This is a genomic window from Lysobacter sp. P5_B12 (genome assembly GCF_056400425.1).
Genome location: NZ_JBFULG010000002.1, coordinates 273231 through 296214 on the forward strand (window position 1 = coordinate 273231; position 22984 = coordinate 296214).

The 22984-nt window shown below is 66.1% G+C and carries 27 protein-coding genes, 1 tRNA gene and 2 riboswitches; of the genes, 15 read left to right on the forward strand and 13 right to left on the reverse strand.

Going from position 1 to position 22984, the window contains the following annotated elements:
- The first annotated feature begins 34 nt into the window (after positions 1–34).
- Positions 35–112: riboswitch (S-adenosyl-L-homocysteine riboswitch) on the forward strand.
- 16 nt (positions 113–128) lie between these two features.
- The 5 genes from ahcY to AC1DOM_RS04755 all read left to right on the forward strand — a co-directional run bounded on the left by ahcY (position 129) and on the right by AC1DOM_RS04755 (position 4802).
- Positions 129–1550 (forward strand): adenosylhomocysteinase, encoded by a 1422-nt coding sequence (gene ahcY, locus AC1DOM_RS04735; protein WP_498960736.1) that lies wholly within the window; start codon positions 129–131, stop codon positions 1548–1550.
- 64 nt (positions 1551–1614) lie between these two features.
- The gene (gene metF, locus AC1DOM_RS04740; protein ID WP_498960738.1) at positions 1615–2448 is read left to right on the forward strand and encodes a methylenetetrahydrofolate reductase [NAD(P)H]; all 834 of its coding nucleotides are present in this window, start codon (positions 1615–1617) and stop codon (positions 2446–2448) included.
- Positions 2449–2545: 97 nt separating this feature from the next.
- Positions 2546–3217: a hypothetical protein gene (locus AC1DOM_RS04745; protein WP_498960740.1), complete on the forward strand. Its 672-nt coding sequence runs from the start codon at positions 2546–2548 to the stop codon at positions 3215–3217.
- A gap of 36 nt (positions 3218–3253) precedes the next feature.
- Positions 3254–3829: a hypothetical protein gene (locus AC1DOM_RS04750; RefSeq protein ID WP_498960742.1), complete on the forward strand. Its 576-nt coding sequence runs from the start codon at positions 3254–3256 to the stop codon at positions 3827–3829.
- Between the two features lie 49 nt (positions 3830–3878).
- Positions 3879–4802, forward strand: coding sequence for a branched-chain amino acid transaminase (locus AC1DOM_RS04755; RefSeq protein WP_498960744.1), 924 nt, complete (start codon positions 3879–3881; stop codon positions 4800–4802).
- Between the two features lie 59 nt (positions 4803–4861).
- Here the strand turns inward: AC1DOM_RS04755 and AC1DOM_RS04760 are convergent, their stop codons facing one another.
- From AC1DOM_RS04760 to AC1DOM_RS04775, 4 genes are all read right to left on the reverse strand, one after another.
- Complete coding sequence (locus tag AC1DOM_RS04760) at positions 4862–6193, reverse strand: sensor histidine kinase (RefSeq protein WP_498960746.1); 1332 nt, start codon at positions 6191–6193, stop codon at positions 4862–4864.
- Positions 6174–6863 (reverse strand): response regulator transcription factor, encoded by a 690-nt coding sequence (locus tag AC1DOM_RS04765; protein WP_498960748.1) that lies wholly within the window; start codon positions 6861–6863, stop codon positions 6174–6176. The genes AC1DOM_RS04760 and AC1DOM_RS04765 overlap by 20 nt, the downstream gene beginning before the upstream one ends.
- A gap of 330 nt (positions 6864–7193) precedes the next feature.
- Positions 7194–8111 (reverse strand): 30S ribosomal protein S6--L-glutamate ligase, encoded by a 918-nt coding sequence (gene rimK / locus AC1DOM_RS04770; protein ID WP_498960750.1) that lies wholly within the window; start codon positions 8109–8111, stop codon positions 7194–7196.
- Positions 8108–8542, reverse strand: coding sequence for an ATP-dependent zinc protease family protein (locus tag AC1DOM_RS04775; protein ID WP_498960752.1), 435 nt, complete (start codon positions 8540–8542; stop codon positions 8108–8110). Before AC1DOM_RS04775 ends, rimK begins: the two co-directional genes overlap by 4 nt.
- A 198-nt stretch (positions 8543–8740) precedes the next feature.
- Here AC1DOM_RS04775 and AC1DOM_RS04780 point away from each other — a divergent pair.
- Positions 8741–8814, forward strand: a tRNA-Gly gene (locus AC1DOM_RS04780).
- A gap of 188 nt (positions 8815–9002) precedes the next feature.
- On the opposite strand, the gene AC1DOM_RS04785 is transcribed toward AC1DOM_RS04780, so the two are convergent.
- On the reverse strand, positions 9003–10829 hold the full coding sequence (locus tag AC1DOM_RS04785; RefSeq protein WP_498960754.1) for an autotransporter domain-containing protein: 1827 nt from the start codon (positions 10827–10829) through the stop codon (positions 9003–9005).
- Positions 10830–10898: 69 nt separating this feature from the next.
- Here AC1DOM_RS04785 and thiS point away from each other — a divergent pair, with 69 nt between their 5' ends.
- The 4 genes from thiS to AC1DOM_RS04805 all read left to right on the forward strand — a co-directional run bounded on the left by thiS (position 10899) and on the right by AC1DOM_RS04805 (position 14816).
- Complete coding sequence (gene thiS, locus AC1DOM_RS04790) at positions 10899–11099, forward strand: sulfur carrier protein ThiS (RefSeq protein ID WP_498960756.1); 201 nt, start codon at positions 10899–10901, stop codon at positions 11097–11099.
- A 33-nt stretch (positions 11100–11132) separates the two neighbouring features.
- Positions 11133–11223: riboswitch (cyclic di-GMP riboswitch) on the reverse strand.
- A 187-nt stretch (positions 11224–11410) separates the two neighbouring features.
- The gene (locus AC1DOM_RS04795) at positions 11411–12214 is read left to right on the forward strand and encodes a thiazole synthase (RefSeq protein ID WP_498960758.1); all 804 of its coding nucleotides are present in this window, start codon (positions 11411–11413) and stop codon (positions 12212–12214) included.
- Positions 12214–12975 (forward strand): tRNA (guanosine(46)-N7)-methyltransferase TrmB, encoded by a 762-nt coding sequence (gene trmB, locus AC1DOM_RS04800; protein ID WP_498960760.1) that lies wholly within the window; start codon positions 12214–12216, stop codon positions 12973–12975. Before AC1DOM_RS04795 ends, trmB begins: the two co-directional genes overlap by 1 nt.
- Before the next feature lie 14 nt (positions 12976–12989).
- On the forward strand, positions 12990–14816 hold the full coding sequence (locus tag AC1DOM_RS04805; RefSeq protein ID WP_498961277.1) for an SLC13 family permease: 1827 nt from the start codon (positions 12990–12992) through the stop codon (positions 14814–14816).
- On the opposite strand, the gene AC1DOM_RS04810 is transcribed toward AC1DOM_RS04805, so the two are convergent.
- Complete coding sequence (locus AC1DOM_RS04810; RefSeq protein ID WP_498960762.1) at positions 14806–15180, reverse strand: Rieske (2Fe-2S) protein; 375 nt, start codon at positions 15178–15180, stop codon at positions 14806–14808. The two genes, AC1DOM_RS04805 and AC1DOM_RS04810, sit on opposite strands and share 11 nt — an antisense overlap.
- 87 nt (positions 15181–15267) lie before the next feature.
- On the opposite strand from AC1DOM_RS04810, the gene AC1DOM_RS04815 reads away from it, so the two are divergent.
- The 5 genes from AC1DOM_RS04815 (at position 15268) to AC1DOM_RS04835 (ending at position 18997) form a co-directional block, all read left to right on the forward strand.
- Entirely contained in the window at positions 15268–15555 is a 288-nt protein-coding gene (locus tag AC1DOM_RS04815) for a hypothetical protein (protein ID WP_498960764.1), read from the forward strand.
- Positions 15552–16229, forward strand: coding sequence for a fumarylacetoacetate hydrolase family protein (locus tag AC1DOM_RS04820; RefSeq protein ID WP_498960766.1), 678 nt, complete (start codon positions 15552–15554; stop codon positions 16227–16229). The genes AC1DOM_RS04815 and AC1DOM_RS04820 overlap by 4 nt, the downstream gene beginning before the upstream one ends.
- A gap of 37 nt (positions 16230–16266) precedes the next feature.
- Entirely contained in the window at positions 16267–16671 is a 405-nt protein-coding gene (gene mscL / locus AC1DOM_RS04825; protein WP_498960768.1) for a large conductance mechanosensitive channel protein MscL, read from the forward strand.
- Positions 16672–16773: 102 nt separating this feature from the next.
- On the forward strand, positions 16774–18183 hold the full coding sequence (locus tag AC1DOM_RS04830) for a M28 family peptidase (protein WP_498961279.1): 1410 nt from the start codon (positions 16774–16776) through the stop codon (positions 18181–18183).
- A 487-nt stretch (positions 18184–18670) separates the two neighbouring features.
- On the forward strand, positions 18671–18997 hold the full coding sequence (locus AC1DOM_RS04835; protein WP_498960770.1) for a hypothetical protein: 327 nt from the start codon (positions 18671–18673) through the stop codon (positions 18995–18997).
- Here the strand turns inward: AC1DOM_RS04835 and AC1DOM_RS04840 are convergent.
- From AC1DOM_RS04840 to nudE, 7 genes are all read right to left on the reverse strand, one after another.
- Entirely contained in the window at positions 18994–19470 is a 477-nt protein-coding gene (locus tag AC1DOM_RS04840) for a hypothetical protein (protein WP_498960772.1), read from the reverse strand. The genes AC1DOM_RS04835 and AC1DOM_RS04840 overlap by 4 nt on opposite strands.
- 87 nt (positions 19471–19557) lie before the next feature.
- Positions 19558–20001: a hypothetical protein gene (locus tag AC1DOM_RS04845; RefSeq protein ID WP_498960774.1), complete on the reverse strand. Its 444-nt coding sequence runs from the start codon at positions 19999–20001 to the stop codon at positions 19558–19560.
- 26 nt (positions 20002–20027) lie between these two features.
- Positions 20028–20309 carry a hypothetical protein gene (locus AC1DOM_RS04850; protein WP_498960776.1) on the reverse strand — a complete coding sequence of 94 codons (282 nt, stop codon included), beginning with the start codon at positions 20307–20309 and terminating at the stop codon, positions 20028–20030.
- Positions 20310–20507: 198 nt separating this feature from the next.
- On the reverse strand, positions 20508–20807 hold the full coding sequence (locus AC1DOM_RS04855) for an Mpo1-like protein (protein ID WP_498960778.1): 300 nt from the start codon (positions 20805–20807) through the stop codon (positions 20508–20510).
- Positions 20804–21622 carry a nucleoside triphosphate pyrophosphohydrolase gene (gene mazG / locus AC1DOM_RS04860; protein ID WP_498960780.1) on the reverse strand — a complete coding sequence of 273 codons (819 nt, stop codon included), beginning with the start codon at positions 21620–21622 and terminating at the stop codon, positions 20804–20806. The genes AC1DOM_RS04855 and mazG overlap by 4 nt, the downstream gene beginning before the upstream one ends.
- Positions 21619–22422, reverse strand: coding sequence for a 3'(2'),5'-bisphosphate nucleotidase CysQ (gene cysQ, locus AC1DOM_RS04865; RefSeq protein WP_498960782.1), 804 nt, complete (start codon positions 22420–22422; stop codon positions 21619–21621). Before cysQ ends, mazG begins: the two co-directional genes overlap by 4 nt.
- On the reverse strand, positions 22419–22976 hold the full coding sequence (gene nudE, locus AC1DOM_RS04870) for an ADP compounds hydrolase NudE (protein WP_498960784.1): 558 nt from the start codon (positions 22974–22976) through the stop codon (positions 22419–22421). Before nudE ends, cysQ begins: the two co-directional genes overlap by 4 nt.
- Positions 22977–22984: the final 8 nt, after the last annotated feature.

Below are 22984 nucleotides of genomic sequence, written 5' to 3' on the forward strand. Positions count from 1 at the left end.
TCGGGCGCGCGACCACGAGGGTCGCGCGCCCTGCTCTTTCGAGGGGCGCTGCGACCGTGGATAGGCACGGCCAGGCTCGAAGGGGTGCACCAGGTAACGGCGCCCGCTCGAAATTCGGAGCAAACGCCATGAACGCGCAAGTCAAGCAAGCCCAGGATTACAAGGTCGCCGACATCTCGCTCGCCGACTGGGGCCGCAAGGAAATCGACATCGCCGAGCACGAGATGCCGGGCCTGATGTCCATCCGCCGCAAGCACGCCGCCGCCAAGCCCCTCAAGGGCGTGCGCGTGACCGGTTCGCTGCACATGACCATCCAGACCGCCGTGTTGATCGAGACGTTGAAGGACGTCGGCGCCGACGTGCGCTGGGCCTCGTGCAACATCTTCTCCACGCAGGACCACGCCGCCGCCGCGATCGCCGCGACCGGCACGCCCGTGTTCGCGTGGAAGGGCGAGTCGCTCGAGGAATACTGGGACTGCACGCTCGACGCAGTGACCTTCCCGGGCGGCAAGGGTCCGGAGCTTGTCGTCGACGACGGCGGCGACGTGACGCTGCTGATCCACAAGGGTTACGAACTCGAACAGGGTTCGGACTGGGTGAACACCGCTTCGGGTTCGCACGAAGAGCAGATCATCAAGAACCTGCTCAAGCGCGTGGCCAAGGAACGCCCCGGCTTCTGGACCAACGTGGTCAAGGATTGGAAGGGCGTTTCGGAAGAGACGACCACCGGCGTGCACCGCCTCTACCAGATCGCCGAACAGGGCAAGCTGCTGGTGCCGGCGATCAACGTCAACGACTCGGTCACCAAGTCGAAGTTCGACAACCTCTACGGCTGCCGCGAATCGCTGGCCGACGGCCTCAAGCGCGCGATGGACGTGATGCTCGCCGGCAAGGTCGCGGTGGTGTGCGGTTACGGCGACGTCGGCAAGGGTTCGGCGCACTCGCTGCGCGCCTACGGCGCCCGCGTGGTCGTCACCGAAATCGATCCGATCTGCGCGCTGCAGGCCGCGATGGAAGGCTTCGAGGTCAACACGATCGAAAGCACGCTCGGCCGCGGCGACATCTACGTCACCACCACCGGCAACAAGGACGTCATCACGCTCGCGCACATGCAGGCGATGAAGGACCAGGCGATCGTCTGCAACATCGGCCACTTCGACAACGAGATCCAGGTCGATGCGCTGTATGCCTCCGGCGCGCAGCACATCAACATCAAGCCGCAGGTCGACAAGTACGTCTTCGCCAATGGCAACGCGATCTTCCTGCTGGCCGAAGGCCGCCTGGTGAACCTGGGTTGCGCGACGGGCCATCCGAGCTTCGTGATGTCGAACTCCTTCGCCAACCAGACGCTGGCGCAGATCGACCTGTGGGCCAACAAGGACACGTACGAGAAGACGGTGTATCGCCTGCCGAAGCACCTCGACGAAGAAGTCGCCCGCCTGCACCTGGAGAAGATCGGCGTCAAGCTGACCACGCTCACGCAGGAACAGGCCGACTACCTCGGCGTGTCGGTGCAGGGCCCGTACAAGCCCGAGCACTACCGCTACTGAGTCCCGCGAGCGGGCGGCTTCCGGGCCGCCCGCTTCGTTTCAAACGTTGGCAACGGACCCACACATGGCCCTGCGCGTTCCGATCTCCTTCGAGTTCTACCCGCCCAAGACCGACGACCAACGCCAACAACTGGACCGCACCGCGGCCCGGTTGAAGTCGCGTTCGCCCGATTACGTCTCCTGCACGTTCGGCGCCGGCGGTTCGACGCTGTCCTACACGCCCGAAACCGTGCAGCGCCTGCGCGAAGACCACGGTCTCAACGCCGCGCCGCACATCTCGTGCATGGGCGGCACGCGCGAGGAATTGCGTTCCCTGCTCAAGCTCTACCGTGCGCTGGGTTGCAAGCGCGTGGTTGCGTTGCGTGGCGACATTCCCTCGGGCATGGCGCGCATGGGCGATTTCCGCTTCGCCTCCGACCTCGTCGAGTTCATCCGCAGCGAGCACGACGGCTACTTCCACATCGAAGTGGGCTGCTATCCGGAAATGCATCCGCAAGCCGACGATGCATTCACCGACATGCTGCACTTCAAGGCGAAGGCCGACGCCGGCGCAGACGGCGCGATCACGCAGTACTTCTACAACGCCGACGCGTATTTCCGCTTCGTCGAAGACGCGCGCAAGCTCGGGATCACGATCCCGATCGTGCCGGGCATCATGCCGATCTCCAACTTCACGCAGCTTCGACGCTTTTCCGAAGCGTGCGGCGCGGAAATCCCGCGCTGGATCGCCAAGCGCATGCAGGCTTACGGCGACGACAGCGAGAGCATCCGTGCATTCGCGGCGGAGTTCGTCGCGCAGTTGTGTTCACGCCTTGTCGACGGCGGCGCACCTGCGTTGCACTTCTACACGCTGAATCTGTCGAAGCCGACGCTGAACGTCATCGAACTGCTCGACTGATTTACGACGAATGCGCCGCGATGCGGCGTGTTCAGGCACGAAGCGTTGACGCAGGCGAGCCGATGCTGCGCGTGACCTCCACGCGCACACGGCTGCCATGCTTCGTTCGATCACTGCAGGAGTTTGCATCGCGCTTTCGTGCGCCGCGTTGAGCATCGCGCCCAGGTTGGCGCGCGCCGCACCGCCGCTCGTGCAGCAATGCATCACCGCCGACGGCAACACGCTCTATACCGACAAACCCTGCCGCAGCATCGGCGCGCGGCCGGTTGCGATGCGCGGCGAACTCGCAACGCGCCTTGTGCGCGAACGCGCGACCGAAGCCCGCTTTACCGGCGTCGAAGTGGCCTATGTCACGGGCACCGCCGCGCCCACCGCAAACACCGCCACGATGCGCGCGGCGCGCGAAGCGATCGGCCGGCGCTCGGTGCATGCCGGCTGCGCCCGCACGCCGACGCAGCTGTCGATGGACCTGCGCGGCGCCTTCGCGCTCGGCGACGTGAACCGTATCGCCGAGAGTTTCCATTGGGTCGGCATGTCGCAGCGCGCGGCCAACGCGACGATGACGCGCCTGCAATCGTTGGCCAGGCGCAACCTGGTGGACGTGCAGTTCTACGACGCGCAGATCGGCGGCTGGATGGAAACCGCGGACGCCGGCGGCGGTGCTTCCAATGGCGGCGTGATGCAACTGCAATTCGGCAACGACGCGTCCGCGACGATCCAGGACTTCGACGTGGTTCGCAATGAAGGGTGCGTGTTCCTGCGCTTCTAAGCCGGATTTTCCAGGCAGGCTGGTAGGCTTGCACCCATGCGCGCGCTGCTCCTGATCCCCCTGTTCGCCCTGGCGTGGTCGTGCCCGCACGTCGCGCACGCCCAGGTGCACAAATGCATTTCCGCAGATGGGCGCCCGCTCTACACCGACCAACGTTGCGAAGCGCTCGGCGCGACCGATCTCCCGGCGCCGCCCACGCTCAACCCCGGCGCGGCGGCGGAAGTGGCGAAAAGCAATCGCCTCTACATGGGCGGCTGCACGCAGACTCTGCAGGACCTCGTGTTCGAAATCCGCACGGCGATCGAACAGGGCGACGCGAACCGGCTGTCGGGTGTCTACGACTGGGTGGGCATGTCCGATGCGGCGGCGATGTCGGTGATGGATCGCCTGGACCGGATCGCGCATCGCCCGCTGCTCGACATCCAGCCGGTCTCCGCCGACCCCGTCGCCGAAGGCGCGATCACGGGCGAAGCCGGCGACGTGCCGCGCACGACGGCCCGCCGTCCGCCGGTGGGCCTGCGCCTGGAACAGACGCTCCCGCAAAGCATCACGCCCGCACGCACGGTGCTGGGCCTGCGGCGCCATTACGGCTGCTGGTGGGTGAGCCTCTAGGCCGMCGGCCGCTTACAATTGCGGTTCCCCTGCAAGCGAGCCTGCCGGCATGACGATGCGCTACCCCGAATGGATCTGGCACAACGGCGCCATCAAGCCGTGGGCGGACGCCACAACGCATGTCATGTCGCACGCGATCCATTACGGCTCGTCGGTGTTCGAAGGCATCCGTTCGTACGAAACGCCCAAGGGCCCGGCGATTTTCCGCCTCACCGACCACAACCGTCGCCTGATGGCCTCCGCGCGCATCTACGACATGCCGATGCCCTATTCGGTCGACCAGATCAACGCGGCGTGCCGCGAAGTGCTGAAGAAGAACGAACTGGGCAAGGCTTACCTGCGTCCGGTCGCGTTCCGCGGCCTGGGCGGTTTCGGCTTGTCCGCCGACACGCCGACCGACACGGCGGTGGCCGCGTGGCAGATGGGTGCTTACCTCGGCGAGGGCGTGCTCGAAGAAGGCATCGATGCGTGCGTGTCGAGCTGGCAGCGGTTCGCGCCCAACACGATTCCCGCGGGCGCGAAGGCCGGCGGCAATTATCTGTCCGGCCAGTTGGTCGCGCGCGAAGCGCGTCGCCTCGGTTTCGGCGAAGGCATCGCGCTGGCGTCCACGGGCCTGCTCAGCGAAGGCGCGGGCGAAAACCTGTTCCTCGTGTTCGACGGCGCGCTGCACACCACGCCGATCAGCGCCGCGCTGCTCAACGGCATCACGCGCAACACGATCATGACGCTCGCGCGCGAGAACGGCATCGCCGTCGTCGAGCGCGACATCCCGCGCGAATACCTCTACCTGTGCGACGAGCTCTTCATGTGCGGCACCGCGGCGGAAATCACGCCGATCCGTTCGGTCGACGGCCGCCAGGTCGGCATCGGCCGCGCCGGCCCGGTGACGCTGCGCATGCAGGAACTGTTCTTCGGCCTGTTCAACGGCAAGACCCAGGACAAGTGGGGCTGGCTGGAATACGTAGACGCCTGACGAATCCCTACCCCCCTTCAAGGGGGGTCAATTCGCGCACAGCGCGAATTGGGGGGGTCTCACCCCACGACGTTCCCAAACCGCAACGTCGCCACGACCCCCACCTTCTCCCCCGGCACCACGCGCACGTCCCAGTCGTACATCGCGCAAAGCCGGCGGACGATCGACAAACCGATGCCCGCGCCCTGCGAATGCTCGGCATGGGTACCGCGATAGCCGCGTTCGAACAGGCGCGCGGCTTCTTCCGCGCTGAGGCCGGGGCCCGAGTCGACCACGTCGACGCCATCGGGCCGCATGCGCACGATGACCTCGCCTTCCAGCGTGTACTTCACTGCGTTGCCAATCAGGTTGCCGAGCGCGACCGCCACCGCGGCTTCCGGCGCGTCGACCACCAGCCCGCCCTCCCCTTCCATCCGCAGCACCAGCGCCTTGCCGCCCAACTGCGCGCGGTACATGTCGAGAAGTTGTTCGGCGACCTTGCTCACATCGGTCGCGCCGTGGCCACGCTCGTTGCGCGAAAGCAGCAGCAACGCGCTGATCAGGTCGGTGCACTGTTGTTCGGCGCGCTGGATGCGGCGCAGACGCGCCTGCATGCGTTCGTCGAGTTCCGGGCGCGAGAGCAGCAACTCCGTCGCGCCGCGGATCACCGCGAGCGGCGTGCGCAGTTCGTGGCTGACGTCGGCGTTGAACTCGCGGTCGCGCTGCACCACTTCGGTCAGGCGCGCGGCGTAATCGTCGAGCGCCGATGCGAGCTGGCCGACCTCATCGTTCGGAAAATGTTCGGCCAGCGACACCGGCTCGCTGCTGCGGCCCGAGCCCTTGAGGCGATTGGCGAGTTCCGACACCGGGCTCATCACGCGCGAGGCGGCCCACCAGCCGACGAGCAAGGAGAGCAGCGTGAACACCACCACCGCACCGTAGATGCCGCGGTTGAATTGCTCCGCGCCGCGCATCGTCTGCGTCATGTCGTAGGCGAGGAAGAACCACACCGTCGGCGTCTTGCGCACCGCGAGCTTGTAGGAGAAGGCCTGGCCGTCGTCGTCCACGCCGCTCAACTGGTGGATGCCGTCGGGCAGTTCGTACCACTGCGGCTGGTTCTCGCGCACGCTCTCGAACTTGTCGGGCGTGAAGGCGAAGGCGCGGATCTGGTCGACCGGCAGGCTCGGGTTCTGCGGATCGCGCGCGTATTGCTGCGCGTAGAGGTCGATGTTGCGGTTCATCAGGTCGACGACAAGTTTGTCCTCGACCTGGTTGCGCACCTTGTCCACCGCGTAGGCGAACAGCGCCGTCAGCCCGAACCCGAGCAGGACGAACGACAGGATGATGCGGCTGCGGAGCTGGCGCCGGTAACGGCGCGGGCGGCGCGCGGCTTCAGGTAGCGCTAGTGGCATCGGGCGCGGCGATCCGGTATCCGATGCCGTGTCGGGTCTGGATCAGCGGCGTGCCGAACGGCTTGTCGACAACCGCACGCAAGCCGTGGATGTGCACGCGCAGCGAATCCGAATCCGGCAATTCCTCGCCCCACACGCGCGTCTCCAGTTCCTGGCGCGTGACCACCGCCGGCGAGGCTTCCATCAGCGCCTGCAGGATCTTCAACGCGGTCGGGTTGAGTTGCAGCAGCTTGGCTTCGCGACGCACTTCGAGCGTGTCCAGGTTGTATTCAAGGTCGCCCACGTTGAGCACGCGCGTCTGCACGCCACGGCCGCGGCGCGCGAGTGCGTTGAGGCGCACTTCCACTTCCTGCAGTGCAAAGGGTTTGATCAGGTAATCGTCGGCGCCCGAGTCGAAGCCGGCGAGTTTGTTGTCGAGCGAGTCGCGCGCGGTGAGCATCAGCACCGGCGTCTGCTTGCGCGCTTCGTTGCGCAGCTTGCGGCAGACCTCCAGGCCGTCGAGGCCCGGCAGGCTGAGATCGAGGACGATCGCATCGAAGTCGTGCACCACCGCCAGGTGCAGGCCGGTGACACCGTCGGCGGCGAAGTCCACCGTGTGTCCGCGGTCCTCGAGATAGTCGCCGAGGTTGGCGGCGATGTCCTGGTTGTCTTCGATGACGAGGATGCGCATCCGGGCTTTGTCCTGCAGGTGAGGCGGGGGGTCGAGTGAGACCCGGAGAACGCACCGGGGTTCAACACGATGAATTCGTCGGATTCTGCCAGAGCCGCAAGCGACGGTAGTGTCGATGGTGGGGGCGTGGCCCGGAAAAAACAAAGGCCCAGGCACGTTGCGCGTGCCTGGGCCAAATCAAGCCCCGATGACCGTAATCTGCTTCGTCCGATGCGGCGGGCCGAGCGGTCTACGACAGATTCGCGGTAGGCAAAGGCTACGCACCGGGCGATTAAACGGGTGTTAAAACCGACGGTGGAATCGCGTTAAAAATTCGTAATCGCGAGATCCTCAGGCGGCGTGGGCGGTCGGGGCCCGCTTGTGCGATCCCGACCGTTTGCCGCCGTTGGCGACGTATTCGATGATGCTGCCGGCAACATCGACGCCGCTGGCCGCTTCGATCCCCTCCAGGCCGGGCGATGCGTTGACCTCCAGGATCAGCGGGCCGCGCCGGGAGCGGATGAGGTCCACGCCCGCCACTCCCAGCCCGAGCAGCTTGGCCGCGCGCAAGGCGACTTCCTGCTCGCCCGCCGTGGCCGTGACGGCCTTCGCCGTGCCACCGCGATGCAGGTTCGAACGGAAGTCGCCCTTCGGCGCCTGGCGCTTCATCGTGGCGACGACGCGATCGCCCACGACGAAGCAGCGCAGGTCCGCGCCCTTCGCTTCGGCGACGAACTCCTGCACGAGGAAGTTGGCGTACAGGCCGCGCAGCGCTTCGATCACGCTGCGCGAAGCCGAGAGCTTCTCGGTGAGCATCACGCCGGCGCCCTGCGTGCCTTCGTTGAGCTTGATCACGTGCGGCGTGGGACCGAGCATCGCGAGCAGGTCGGAGGTGTCGTCGGGGTTGTCGCCGAACACCGTCGCCGGCAGCGCGAGGCCTTCGGCGGCGAGGATCTGGTGGCAGCGCAGCTTGTCGCGCGCCTTGAGGATGGAATCGGACGGGTTGGGCGTGCTGGTACCCATGAGTTCGAACTGGCGCAGCACCGCCGTGCCGTAACGCGTGACCGACGCGCCGATGCGCGGGATGACCGCGTGGTAGCCGGTGAGCGGCTTGCCCTGGTGGTGCATGGCGAAGCCGTCCACCGCGATGCGCATGTAGCAGCGCAGTGGATCGAGCACGCGCACGCTGTGGCCGCGTTCGCGCGCGGCGTCGACCAGGCGCCGCGTCGAATACAGCTTGGTGTTGCGCGAAAGGATCGCGAGTTTCATGCGGGGGGTTTTCCATGCAGGAAAGAGCGGGCCGGATCGATGGTGAACGCACGGGCCAGCGAAGTACGGCCGAGGAGCATGGGGAAAAGCATTCCACGCCGATCGGTCAGGTTGATTTCCACCTCCCGCTCCACGCCTGCCAGCAGCAGCGGCGTGCGCAGGAACACGCGGCGGCTGCGGTTGCCGCCCGAGTCGGTGACCTCCCGCTCGTCGCTGATCGGCGCCTGCGACTCGATCACCTGCCCGCTGCGAATGCCGGTGGCGATCCGGAACCCCGTCCAGGGCGCGCCGCCCTCGACGAAGCGCCATTGGGCATCCACGTGCAGCGAGGAACTGCGCGCACCGGTATCCACTTTCGCGCGAATGGCGACGATGCCGAGCGCCGGCAACGCCAACCACTCCCGCCAACCGAGCATGACGCGTGCGGCCACATGGCCTCCGGGGGAACTGCATGCAGGCGCATGCATTGGGTAGGGGGATTGCGGCCGGCATCCAACCGACCGAGGGCGCGGAGCATACGCGAGCGCGTGTTATCGGAATGAAGGACTGTCGGCAGTCCGCGACGGACGGGAATCGGCGGCCCGCCGCGTTGCCAGCCGCCCGCCCCGCGGCATAGACTCGCGCCTGCCGCGGGTGTAGTTCAATGGTAGAACTGCAGCTTCCCAAGCTGCTAGCGTGGGTTCGATTCCCATCACCCGCTCCAGATTCCGGAACGACGGCCCTGTGCCGTCGTTTTTCGTTTGGGGGGCGCCTCCAGGGACGCAGGCTGGGCCAGGGGGCCTACGTCATTGACGCGCCGCCCGAACGTTGATCGTTTTCGTACCGCGAGAATCGCACCAAAAAAGAGACCCGCGATCGCGGGCCTCTTTTGTCCAGCGATGCCGCTCGCAATCAGAACCGCCTGCCCACGCTCACGAACACCGTCGCGTTGTCGCCATTTTCCTGGCCCACGCTCGCGGTCGCACCGATGTCGGTGTCCACGCCCCACAGTTGCGTGCGCACGCCCACCACCAACGTGCCGTAGTTTTCGTCGTGCTCGATGTTCGGCACGCCATACGGCAAGGTGCCGGCGATCGTGAGCGATTGCGCGAAGGCTTCTTCCGGCGCGTCTTCGAACTCGTGTTCCCACGTGAACTTCGCGTACGGCACGGCCGTCGGCGAAATCTCGAAGCGCGCCTGCCAGCCGGCGGCGCCGACCAGCGAGTCGTAGCTCTGGTCGGGGTAGGCAAGGCCGGCGGAGTCGATGCGGTTTTCGACATAGCCATCGACGTCGATCTGCTGCGAGAGCACGGACACGACCGGGCCGTGCGTCAGCGCGCCGGCGTGGAAATCCCAACCCGCCGATGCACCGAACGAGAGGTTGTCGCCATCGGGCGAGCCTTCGTAAGTGCGCAGGACCGGGCCGAGCTGCACGTTGCGCGTGACGTCGTAGCTGGTCTTGGTCCAGCTCAACTGCGCATTGACCCACACGTTGCCGGAGAACCAGCCGACGAAGCCACCGATCGTCAGGTCGTCCTGCGAGAAGTCGCCCATGCGGTGGCCGTAGTCGAAATCGTTGCGGCCGAAGCCGGCGAAACCGCCGTACACGACGTCGCCGTTGGCCCAGTCGACGCCGAACAGCAGCGAAGGACCGGTGCCGTCGTAATCGCCCGGTGCGTCGTAACGCTGTGTGTCGCCACGCAGGTTCGCCCACCAGTGTGCGCCGTCTTCCGCCGGTTTGACCGGCATGTGCGAGCCCACCATTTCAGCGCGCGACTTGCCGATCAATTGCTCGGTGTACGGAAGCAACGCGATCTGGCGCGGGGCTTCGAGCACCGAGATCGCGTACTGGCCGAGGATCGCGTGCGCGGGGCCCGTGGGATGCACGCCGTCGGCGAACAGATAGGTGTTGGCGGCATCCGGGGAGACCAGCGAGCCCGGGTTGCACGTCACCGACGATGCCGTGGTGCACGCCACGCCGGTGATGTTGGTGAAGCCGTAGGCCTGCGGCGAAGCGATGATTTCATGCAGCAGGTTGAAGGTGTCGAGCGGAATGACGCGCAGGCCCTGCGAGGAGAGCGTCGAGAACAGCGCCGCGTTGTACGTCGTCGACAACTGCGTGCCGGCCGCCGCACCCGCGGGGCCCTGCGCCAGGAATGCCGGCGTCGCGCCGAGATCCGGCACGGTCGCCACGAGGATGTACTTCGCGCCGGCGCCGGTCAGCGTGGCCACGTTGGTGACCTGCGCGCCGACGGCCTGCGCCATCGTCGCCTGCGCGGGCGCACCGCTGGCGATGGCGAGCAGGTCGTTCGCGCCGCCCCACACCGTGTACAAACCGTGCGCATCGGCGCGGCCGCCGGTCGAAGCGAGGTAGGCGTTGATCTGCGTGCTCATCGACGGGATCGCGCCCAGCGCGCCGACGTCGTCGGTGCCCGTGCGCCCGCCGCCGACGGCCCAGTTGGTGCCGCCCTGGTTGGCGCTCGCGGCGTTGGTGCCGTAGTAGTCGGCCAGGTATTCGGACCAGACCAGCGTCGGGTTGGTGGAGAACTTGCCCAGGATGCCGGCCTGCGGACCACCCACCTGGACCAGCGCCGGGCGGAACCAGCCCGCGTCGGTGAGGCTGTCGCCGAAGAACACGGTCTGCGTGTAGGTCTGCGCGGCCGCGGGCAGCGCGGCGAACGCAAGGGCGGCAGCAAGGAGACTGCGGACGGGCTTGAAAGCCCGGTAGGTCTGCTTCATCGAACGCTCCAGGGCAAACGGGTGGGTATGGTGGATGAACTCTGCCACGCCCCGGGCGAGAATGCGCGCATGGATATTCTGCTCAACGGACAGACCCGGGCCCTGCCGCCGGGTGCCACCATCGCTGCCCTGCTGGAAGCCGAGGGCCTCGCGGGCCGTCGCGTCGCGGTGGAGGTCAATGGCGACATCGTGCCGCGCGGCATGCACATCACGCGCGTACTTGTCGAAGGGGACCGCGTCGAAGTGGTCCACGCGCTCGGCGGTGGCTAGAAAAAAAGACGCGCGATGACACCATCGTGCGGTATCGGGAACCCGGCTGTCCGCGGCAGGGGGAGTGCCGGAGGACCCGTAGCTTTGCGACCCCGGCTTTCGCGCGGGTGTGCCGTGGCGTACCGCGCGATGGGCATCGCGCGCAGCGGCGTGATCCGTCGGTCGGGTCAGGGGTGAGCCCGCCTCCGTAATCGATGCCACTCCCCCAGCCTTACGCACCACCCGGTGAACACAGGACACCGGGTGTGCAAATCCCCACGAATGACGATCTCCGGGACGCTCGAACCGACGAACGGCGTTACCATTCACCGATGCAAGACACCCCAGACTTCGCGGCCGACGACGCACTGGTCGTCGCGGGCCGCCGTTACCGTTCCCGCCTGCTCACCGGCACGGGCAAATTCAAGGATTTCGACGAAACCCGCCGCGCCACCGATGCGGCCGGCGCGCAAATCGTCACCGTCGCGATCCGCCGTACCAACCTGGGCCAGGATCCGAACCAACCCAACCTGCTCGATGCCTTGCCGCCCGAGCAATTCACGCTGCTGCCCAATACCGCGGGCTGCTACACCGCCGACGATGCCGTGCGCACCTGCCGCCTGGCGCGCGAACTGCTCGATGGCCACAAGCTGGTGAAGCTCGAAGTGCTCGGCGATGCGCGCACCTTGTATCCCGACGTCGTGCAGACCCTCGCCGCCGCCGAGCGCCTGGTCGCCGACGGCTTCGACGTGATGGTCTACACCTCCGACGACCCGATCCTCGCCAAGCGCCTGGAGGAAATCGGCTGCGTCGCGGTGATGCCGCTCGCCGCGCCGATCGGTTCGGGCCTCGGCGTGCAGAACAAATACAACCTGATCGAGATCGTCGAGAACGCGAAGGTCCCGATCATCGTCGACGCCGGCGTGGGCACCGCATCGGACGCCGCCATCGCGATGGAACTGGGCTGCGACGGCGTGTTGATGAACACCGCGATCGCCGGCGCGAAGAACCCCGTGCTGATGGCGCACGCGATGAAGCTCGCCGTCGAAGCCGGCCGCGCCGCCTTCCGCGCCGGGCGCATTCCGCGCAAGCGTTTCGCTTCGGCGTCGAGCCCCGTCGACGGCCTCATCGGTTGATGGCCGCGTCGATGGCGAGCGATCCGGTCGACAAGAAGCCGTTCACCAAAGAGCCGGGGCAGCGCAAGGTCCGCAGTTTCGTGCTGCGGCAAGGGCGTTTCACGCCGGCGCAGCAGCGCGCGTTCGACGAACAGTGGCCACGCTTCGGGCTCGACTACACGGGCACGCCGCGCGATTTCGACCAAGCGTTCGGTCGCCACGCACCGCGCGTGCTGGAGATCGGTTTCGGCAATGGCGAGGCGCTGCGTTACGCCGCCGCGCGCGATCCCGGACGCGACCTGGTCGGCATCGAAGTCCACGCACCCGGCGTCGGGCGCCTGCTCAACGCACTGGCCGCCGACGACGCACGCAACGTGCGCCTGTACCACCACGACGCGGTCGAAGTGCTCGAACACGAGATCGCCGACGGATCGCTGGACGAAGTCCGCATCTACTTCCCCGATCCGTGGCACAAGAAGCGCCACAACAAGCGCCGCCTGGTGAACCCTGCCTTCGCCGCGCTGCTCGTGCGCAAGCTCGCGCCCACGGGGCGCTTGCACCTTGCGACCGATTGGCAGGACTATGCCGAGCAGATGTGGGACGTGCTCGATGCGACCCCCGGGCTGGCCAACCGCGCCGGCCCGCGCGGGACGGTGCCCCGGCCCGAATGGCGTCCGCAGACGCACTTCGAAACGCGCGGGCAGAAGCTGGGCCACGGGGTGTGGGACCTTCTTTACGACAGCGTGCCGGACAACGGCAGGACCGGGGAAACGAACGCGTGAACGACACCGCGTTGATGCTCACCACCGACATGAAGCTCGTGCTCGGGCTGGTGGGTTTCACGATGGTGATGTTCCTGTTCGAGCGCATCCGCGCGGACGTCGTCGCGCTCGTCGTGCTCGTGTTGCTCGGCCTCACCGGCCTGGTCGCGCCGGAAGATCTGTTCGGCGGCTTCTCCGGCAACGCGGTCATCTCGGTGATTTCCACGATGATCCTCGGCGCGGGCCTGGACCGCACCGGCGCGCTCAATCGCCTCGCGGGCTGGTTGTTGCGGCGCTCGCGCGGCATGGAAGAACGCCTGCTGCTGCTCACTAACACGGTGGCGGGCCTCAACTCCTCCTTCATGCAGAACCCGTCGGTGATGGCGCTGTACCTGCCCGTCGCCTCGCGACTGAGTTCGCGCACGGGCCTGCCCTTGTCGCGCTTCCTGTTGCCGTTGGCCGTGGCCATCGTGATGGGCGGCTCGCTGACGATGGTCGGTACCTCGCCGCTGATCCTCCTCAACGACTTGCTGGTCTCCTCCAACGCCAACCTGCCCTCGGGCGCGGCGACACTGGAACCGCTGCACATGTTCGCGCCGATGCCGATCGGCCTGGCGCTGCTCGGCGCGGGGCTGCTGTATTTCCGCTTCTTCGGCGACAAGCGCCTGGAGCAATACGACATCGACCGCGGCGTCACGCCCGCGCGCACGCAGAGTTACTTCGCACAGGCCTACGGCATCGAAGGCGACGTGTACGAACTCACGGTCTCCGCCGACAGCCCGCTGGTGGGCATGTCGCTGGGCGAAGCCGAAGCGCAGCGCGGCGCGCCGCTGCTGCTGGCGCTGAAGACCGGCAACGAATCGCGCCTGGCCCCGCCGGCCGATGCGCGCATCTGGGTCGGCAGCGTGCTCGGCGCGATGGGGCCGCGGCAGGTCGTCGCCGATTTCGCGCAGAACCACTTCCTGCGCATGAGCACGCGCCTGCGCACCTTCGGCGACCTGTTCAACCCCAGCCGCGCGGGCATCGCCGAAGCCGTGGTGCCGCCGACCTCGCAATACATCGGCAAGTCGCAGGCCGAATTGCAGTTGCGCAAGCAGTACGGCATCAGCCTGCTGGCGGTGAACCGCGACAAGACCGTGCATCGCGAAAACGTCCGCCAGCTCGGCCTGCGCGCCGGCGACATGCTGGTGCTGCACGGCATCTGGCAGGACCTCGCGCAGGCCGCCGAAAACAAGGACTTCGTGGTCGTCACCGACTACCCGAAGGGCGAACAGCGGCCGCACAAGTTCAAGCTCGCGATCGGCATCTTCGTGGTGACGATGCTGCTTGCGCTCTCCACGCGCATCCCGGTGTCGATCGCGCTGATGACCGGCGTTGCGGGCATGCTCGTCGCCGGCGTGCTGCACATCGACGAAGCCTACGCGGCGATCAGCTGGAAGACCGTCTTCGTCATGGCCTGCCTCATTCCGCTGGGATGGGCGATGGATTCCAGCGGCGCGGCGGCATGGATCGCGGGACACACGATCGAACAGATGCCATCGGATTTGCCGCTGGTCGTGGTCGAAGTGGCGCTCTGCGTGTTGACCACCCTGTTCTCGCTGGTCATCGGGCACGTCGGCGCGACGATCGTCATGGTGCCGATGGCGATCAACCTGGCCTTGGCCGCGGGCGGCAATCCCACCGCGTTCGCGTTGCTCGTCGCGATGTCGGCGTCGAACAACTTCATGACGGCGTCCAACCCGGTGATGTCGATGATCACCGGCCCCGCCGGCTACCAGCCGCGGGATTTGTGGAAGCTCGGTGCACCGCTGTCGCTGGTCTACCTGATCGTGATCGTGGCGGCCGTCAACATCATGTATTAGAGCCGCATGTACTGAGCACCACGCGCACCAGCCCGTCCTCCACGACGACGGGAACTGTGCGCAATGCGGCACCCCGGCACGGGCCGGCGATGCATTCGCCCTGCTGCAGCTCGAACGTGGCCCCGTGCACCGCGCACACCAGGCGGCCCTGCTTGTCCTGCAGGAAGCGGCCCGGCGCCCAGTCGAGACGGCGGCCGGCGTGCGGGCACACGTTGAGCCAGGCGCGCACGGTGTCGCCCTCGCGCAGCAGGATCAGCGATTCGGCGTCGTTGCCTTCCAGGCGCGCCTCGATTTCCGTCAGCCCGCCATCCGGGAGTTGGTCGAAGCGGAGCAATGCGTCGCGTTGTGGGACGTCGGAGTTCACGATTTAACGAAGTCCTCACACGCTTTGCGAAGGGGGGCCGGATACTCGCCGCCCCGGCACTGCCGCATTGTGTCACGGCCCCCGACGATGATCGCTTTCACGCACCGCTTCGATTCCACCGCGTTCCGCAACGCTTTCGCGCCGCGCAAGCCGCGTCGCCCGTGGTTGCGCGTGTTGTTCGGGCTGATCGGCGTTGCGCTGCTCGTCGCGCTGGTCGCCGTGAGCGTCGTCGTGGGCGTGGCGATGATTTCGGCGGGCCTGCTGGTCAAGTTGTGGAAGTCGCGCAATGCAGCGCGCGTTGCACGCGACCCACGCGTCATCGACGGCGAATATCGCGCCGTCCGCAACGACAAGCACGCCCTCCCCTCCGCATGAGCGACGTCGTCGCGCCGACCGCGCCGGTGCGCATCCCGGTGCGCGGTGGCGGCACGTTTCCCGTGCGCCGCGTTTATTGCGTCGGCCGCAACTTCGCCGACCACGCGAAGGAAATGGGCGCCGCGGTGCCCGCATCGAAAGCAGAACGCGGCACGCCGGTCTTCTTCGCCAAGCCCGCCGATGCCGTCGTGATCGATGGCGTCGTGCCCTACCCGCCGGGCACGAACGATTTACACCATGAAGTGGAACTCGTCGTCGCCCTCGGTGACGGCGCAAGCGTGTTCGGGTACGCCGTCGGCCTCGACCTGACGCGCCGCGACCTGCAATCGGCCGCAAAGGCCAAGGGCCTGCCGTGGGACACCGGCAAGGGCTTCGATTTCTCCGCACCGGTGGGTGAACTGGTCCCCGCCGCAAGCATCGAGCCGCTCGCCGCGCGCCACATCACGCTCGAGGTCAACGGCACGCAGCGCCAGGCCTCCACGCTCGACCAGCTGATCTGGGACGTGCCCGAGATCCTCGCCGAGCTGACCAAGCTCTATGCGCTGAAAGCCGGCGACCTGGTCTTCATGGGCACGCCCGCGGGCGTCGGCCCGCTGCAGCCCGGCGACGTCTTCACGGCCCGCATCGACGACCTGCCCGCCCTTCACGGCCGCATTGGCCCGCCCCTGCGCTAACCTCGCCGCACCGGCCTGTCGCCGGGGGAGGACGCGCATGGGGATGCTCTCGGAGTTCAAGGCCTTCATCGCACGCGGCAACGTCGTCGACCTCGCGGTCGCGGTCGTGATCGGTGCGGCCTTCGGCAAGATCGTCACGGCACTGGTAGACGGCATCGTCATGCCGATCATCGCGATGATCACCGGCGGCGCGAGCGTCGCCGACTGGAAGTACGTCGTCACGCCCGGCGTCACCGACGCCGCAGGCAAAGTGCTGACCCCCGAAGTCGCGTTCAAGTACGGTCTGGTGTTGCAGACCTGCATCGACTTCCTGCTGGTCGCCTTCGTCATCTTCCTGGTGCTCAAGGCCTACAACCGCCTGCGCGAACCGGCACCCGAAGCGGCGACGCCCGAGGACATCGTACTGCTGCGTGAAATCCGCGATTCGCTGAAGTCGCGATAGGCGAAACATGACCAGCGGCACCCCTGCGCCACAGGGGTCCGCTGCTACGCTCGGCGTCTTTCCGCCAGCTGGGGTGTGTCCGCAATGCGCCTTGTTCCGACGATGCTCGCCGCCGTCCTCGCCACCACGATCGCCGCCGCCAACGCCGCGACGCCGGCAACGCAGAACACCACGATTTCTTCCGCGTCGATCCAGCACGCCACGCAACTGCGCGACAAGGCCGTCGACGACAACACCGGTTATGCGATCGTCGAATCGCTGACGACCGAAGTCGGCCCGCGCATGGCGGGCAGCGAAGCCGACGCACGCGCCGTCGCGTGGGCCGTCGCCAAATTCAAGTCGCTCGGTTACGACAAGGTGTGGACCGAGCCGGTGACCTTTCCGAAATGGGTGCGCACCAGCGAGCACGCCGAAGTCCTCGGCGAGCATTCGCAAAAGCTCACGCTCACCGCACTCGGCGGCAGCCCCGGCGGCACGGTCGAAGGCGAAGTCGTGCGTTTCGCCGATCTGAAATCCCTGCAGGCCGCGCCCGCCGGTTCGCTGAAGGGCAAGATCGCCTTCATCGATTTCCCGATGGCGCGCGCGAAGGACGGCAGTGGTTATGGCATGGGCTCGCAGATCCGCAGCGCGGGTCCTTCGGCGGCGATCAAGGCCGGCGCTTCGGCATACCTGATGCGCTCGGCGGGCACCGATTCGCACCGCAACCCGCACACCGGCATCACGCATTTCGACGAAGGCCTGACGCCGATTCCGTCGGCCGCTTTGTCCACGCCGGATGCCGAACAACTTTCGCGCCTGGTCGCGCTCGGCAAGCCGATCCGCGTCAAGGTCGCGCTCGATTGCGGTTGGACGGGTGAAGCGACCTCGTACAACGTGATCGGCGAGATGCGCGGTCGCAGCAAGCCCGACGAAGTGGTCGTGATCGGCGGGCACCTGGATTCGTGGGATCTCGGCACTGGCGCGATCGACGACGGCGCGGGCGTGGCCATCGCGATGGGCGCGGGCAAGTTGATCGGCGACATGAAGCAGCGTCCGGCGCGCACGATTCGCGTGGTCGCCTTCGCCAACGAGGAGCAGGGTTTGCATGGCGGCCGTGCGTATGCGCTGAAGCATGGGCCGGATGTGCGCAAGCATCAGATCGGGGCGGAGAGCGACTTCGGCGCGGGGCGCATCTATGCGTTCAGCACGAGTGCGCCGGAACGGGCCTTGGGTGCGGTGAAGCAGATTGCCGAGGTGTTGGCGCCGCTGGGCATCGCGTACACGCCGGGCGAAGGTGGGCCGGGGCCGGATGTGAGTCCGTTCGCTGCCAACGGGTTGGCGTGGGGTGCATTGCGCCAGGACGGCACGGATTATTTCGACTATCACCACACGCCGGACGACACGCTCGACAAGATCGATCCGAAGGCGCTCGCGCAGAATGTCGCGGCGTATGCGGTGTTTGCTTATTTGGCGGCCGATGCGCAGGGTGACTTTGGGAGTGAGGCGAAGAAGGTCACGCCGCCGAAGGAGTGAGTTGCGCTTGGAGCCCCTCTCCCACCGGGAGAGGGGTTGGGGAGAGGGTCCGGTGTGGTTTCGTCGGTAACGCCCGCTCGGAAACCAATCAGCGCGCCGCCCGAACGTCGTTGGTTCCAAATTTTTTTGGGAAAAAAATTTGAAACCAACCACGCTGGGGCATCACCTTACGTGCGTCGCTTTCGATCAGGGCGCTTTCGCCCGAGCCGTCACTGGGGGCTGCAAAGCGAGCTTTGCAGGTAGCCGATCTTGAGAGCGGTTGGCCTGCGTCCTGGTTCTTATTTGTGCCAACCAACCGTAGAGCGTGATGGAGTAGCGCCCTTCGCGACGACCGCCCATCCGAAACAAGCCACTTTCCGGCACGCCAGTACAAATGGGTCCATAGTCGGAGACGATCTACTTCGATCCTTCCTGAGTCTCCGCAAATGGTTCTCCAGATCAGCAACACCGCTTTGGATATGGAGATCCGCGGGGAAACCACGTGCGCTTGAGCTCCTATCGCCACGAGTCAGGCCACTACATCGTCGTTCCGCGCGCCGAGAATACGCAGCTACAGCCGCTTGCCCGGGAGATGGAGTTTCTCGGGGAGATGGGAATGGAACGATTCGCCGCCGACGTACAAGCCAAGATCCTCAAAGGGGGCCTCGCCGGCTCGGCATTCGTATGCCTGAGCCGCCGAGAGTTCATGCGCGATCGCGGCAGACCTTCCGACCTGGTTCCTGAGGTGGAAGGCCCGCGTCGCTGGTTCAACAATCGAAAGAGCGATGTCCCAGGCGCTCCGTTCTCCCATTGGCGAACGGCTCCGGCAACTTAGCCGGCTTCCGCTTTCACCAACGCGAGAATCTGTGCGACTTCCTGCGACGAATCGCGGATCAGTTCCAACCTCGTCACATCGGCCTCCATGACGTAGAGGTTCGAAATCACAGTCGCACCCGCGACGACGACGACACCTTGATTGACGCGCGAGGCGAGGAAGTCGCGGACGCGAGCGCGATCGTCGGGGACGATCCACATGACGGCGTGGTAGGAAGTGGAAGGCACCCAATTGCCCGATTCGTCGAGACGCCGCACGCCCTCCGCAATGCCGGATTCCGTCACGGCGACAGCGACCCGTAGTGACTTCCCGCAGACGGGCGCGTGCTCCCCCTGGTCCGGCGGAAGTTCCTCCGAGACGGGTATGCAAAGTGTCACGTAGCCCGAAGGCGCTGGCGCTGGCGCTGGCGGCCGCGCGCAACCGGCCGAGGCGAAGATCATGGAAAAAAAGAGTAGTCCGATAAGGCGCTGCATCGTGGCTCCCTGCTTCAGAAAAAGATCAGCTCCCTGCAAAGCGTGCTTTGCAGCCCCCAACAAACGCTCGGGCAAAAGCCCCTCGCCCTATTCTTCCAAATCCCGATCCCTGAAGCGCCAGACAAACATTGCACCAAGGCCGCTTGCGATGAGTACCAAGGGCACCAGGAAGTCGTCGAAGTGGAATGGGCCGGGATACGCCCTCCAGGTGGGCCCTACGAGAAAGCCCAGCCCGATCCAGAAAAAACTCTTGATCCGATAAGACCAATAGCGCGCATTGAGTTCCCGGCGCCTGACCATCCGAGACCGCGTCGCACTGGAGAACGGCAGGATCTCGATGACGGCGTCGATCCCGAGGACCACGAGGAAATAGATCGCAAGGGCGACGACGACGTCACGCCCATGCCAGAGACCAAGGGCCACGAGACAGACGAAGCCAGCGACCACCAGCGCAAAGCCGATGCGAATGGGCCATGCCTGCAGCAATCGCGCAATGAATCCCCGGCGGGTCAGGATTTCGTTGCTGTCCATGAGTGGATCCCCTTCGGCTCGACAGCTTACCGTCGCAGCCAACTCAGTAGATGCGGAAGCAAATCCTCGGCGGATTCAAACACCCTCCCGAGACCTGCCGACTTGCGATCCGCACCATCGAACAAAAACTGCCCCCGATCACGCGTCAGCGTGAACGCATGACGCTCGCTGCGAAAGGTGACCACGAAATTACCAAATGCTTCCGCAGAGTATTGCCACGTCACCGGCGCCAAATGCGCAGCGTTCAACGCAGTCGCGAGCGGCGCCAGCGCGCTTTGAATCTCAGCCGGCATTTCCGACAGCATCATCCGGTCACCCCCTGACGAAAGCGATCAGCTCCCTGCAAAGCTTGCTTTGCAGCCCCCAACGAAAGCCCGAGCRAAAGCCCCTTGATCGAAAGCGACGCTCGAATGGTGATGCCCCAGCGTTGATAGTTTCAAATTTTTTTCCCAAAAAAATTTGGAACTATCGACGTTCGGGCGGCGCGCCAGTGAATGTGTCGCGCTTTAGAGCTTCACGCGCCCGCGCAGAACGTCCACGAACATCACCCAGTCACCAAGGAACGAATAAACCGGATGCTTGAACGTAGCCGGCCGATTGTGCTCGAAGAAAAAATGCCCAACCCACGCAAACCCATACCCGCAGCCCAACGCCGCAAGCAGCCACCAGGCATTGCCGCTCCAGATCGCCACGCCGATCAACGCCAACACCCCGCAGCTCCCGACAAAATGCAACCGCCGGCAAACCACATTCGCATGCTCCCCGAGATAGAACGGATAAAACTCCCGGAAACTCGCGAACTTCATTTCGACTCCGACCGCTTCGCCCGCACCCAATACGCATCCTGCGCATCCAGGTCCAACGACGACAGATGCACCCCTTCGGCCGCCGCCATCACCTCCATCATCCGGAACCGCCGCTCGAACTTGAGATTCGCCCGCCGCAACGCAGACCCGACATCCACCTTCGCGTGACGCGCGATGTTGGCGCACACGAACAACAGATCCCCGATCTCGTCCTCCAGCCGATCCCGCGCGAACGCATCCGACGAATCCGCTGCGACCGCCTCGAACTCCGCCCGCACCTCGTCGATCTCCTCGTGCAACTTCTCGATCACCGGCGCAGGCCCCGGCCAATCGAAACCGACCTTCGCCGCCTTGTGCTGCAACTTCACCGCGCGCTGCCACTCCGGCAAACCGCGCGCGATGCCCGCCAGCGCACTCGTATCTTCGTGCCCCGCCGCATCGCGCTCGCGGCGCTTGTGCTCTTCCCACGCGACCGTCTGCGCCTTTGCGTCACCGACTTGCGCATCGGCGAACACATGCGGATGCCGGCGCACCATCTTGTCGCAGATCGCCGCGACGACATCGCCGAAATCGAAGGCGCCCTGTTCTTCCGCCATGCGCGCGTGGAAGACGACCTGCAGCAACAGATCGCCGAGTTCGTCGCGCAAGCCCGGCAGGTCCTTGCGATCGATCGCGTCGGCGACTTCGTAGGCTTCCTCGACCGTATACGGCGCAATCGTGGCGAAGGTCTGCTCCACGTCCCACGGGCACCCGCCGTTCGGATCGCGCAGGCGCGCCATGATCTGCAGCAGCGATTGGATGTCGGGCTTGCTCATGCGGCGAGCCACTCGCGCCACGGCAACTGCGGGTCGCCGATCGCAAGGAAATCGCCGTTGAGGATGGTCTCGCGCTGGTTGTAACGCAGCGGGCGCCCCTTCGGATCGACGACCAGACCACCGGCAGATTCGAGCACGATCTGTCCCGCCGCCGTGTCCCATTCGCTCGTCGGGCCGAAGCGCGGATACACATCGAGCCCACCATCGGCGAGGCGGCAGAATTTCAGCGACGAACCCAAACCCAGCGGTTCGGTCGGGCCCAGCTTCGCGATGAACGCATCGGTGCGTTCGTCGCGATGCGAGCGGCTGGCGGCGACGCGCAGCGGCGCGGTCGCGGGGCGGCGCGAAGCGATCACGCGCTCGCGTTCGCCATCGCGATGCAAGGCAGGACCACCGCGCGATGCGTGCCACAGATCGCCCGTCACCGGCGCCTGCACGACGCCGAAAATCACTTCGCCGTCTTCGATCAGCGCCAGGTTCACGGAGAACTCGCCGTTGCGCTTGACGAACTCGCGCGTGCCGTCGAGCGGATCGACCAGCCACAGGCGACGCCAGTCGCGGCGCATGTTCCAGGTCGTGTCTTCTGCAGCCTCTTCCGACAGCACGGGAATATCGGGCGTCAGTTTCTCGAGGCCTTCGACCAGGATGCGATGCGCGGCGAGGTCGGCCGCGGTGAGCGGGCTCTGGTCGGATTTGCGCTCCACGTCGAAGGGCGCCTGGTAGATCCCGAGGATCGCGACGGCCGCCTGTTCGGCCAGGCGGATCGCGCCTTCGCGCAACGCGTCGTCGATCTTCATCATCGCTGCGCCGCCTGCGTGCGCAACCATTCGCGCACGACGAACAGGGCCGCGATCGACCGGCCTTCGGAGAAATCCTCGCGCAGGATCAACTGGTCCAGCGCATCGAGCTTCCATGGGATCACTTCGAGTTCCTCGGGTTCGTCGCCGGGCAGGCGTTCTTCGTACAGGTCGCGCGCGAGCACCAGGTGGGTCTGGTGGCTCATGTAGGTGGGCGCGAGCGTGATCGACCGCAGCACCTGCAGCGAGCGTGCGCCGTAGCCGGCTTCTTCCTTCAATTCGCGGTCGGCGGCCTGTTCGGGCGTCTCGCCGGCGTCGATGCGGCCCTTCACCAGGCCCAGTTCGTAACGATGCATGCCGGCGGCGTATTCGCGCACCAGCAGCGCGGTGTCGGCGTCGAGCATCGGCACGACGATCACGGCCCCGTGGCCGCGCCCGTGAAGGCGCTCGTAGCGGCGGCGCTCGCCGTTGTCGAACTCCAGGTCCAGGCGCTCCATGCGCCAGGGGCCGGCGTCGTGCTCGGTGATGCCGTGGATGGTGGGCAGGCGGCGGGTCATGGACGCAG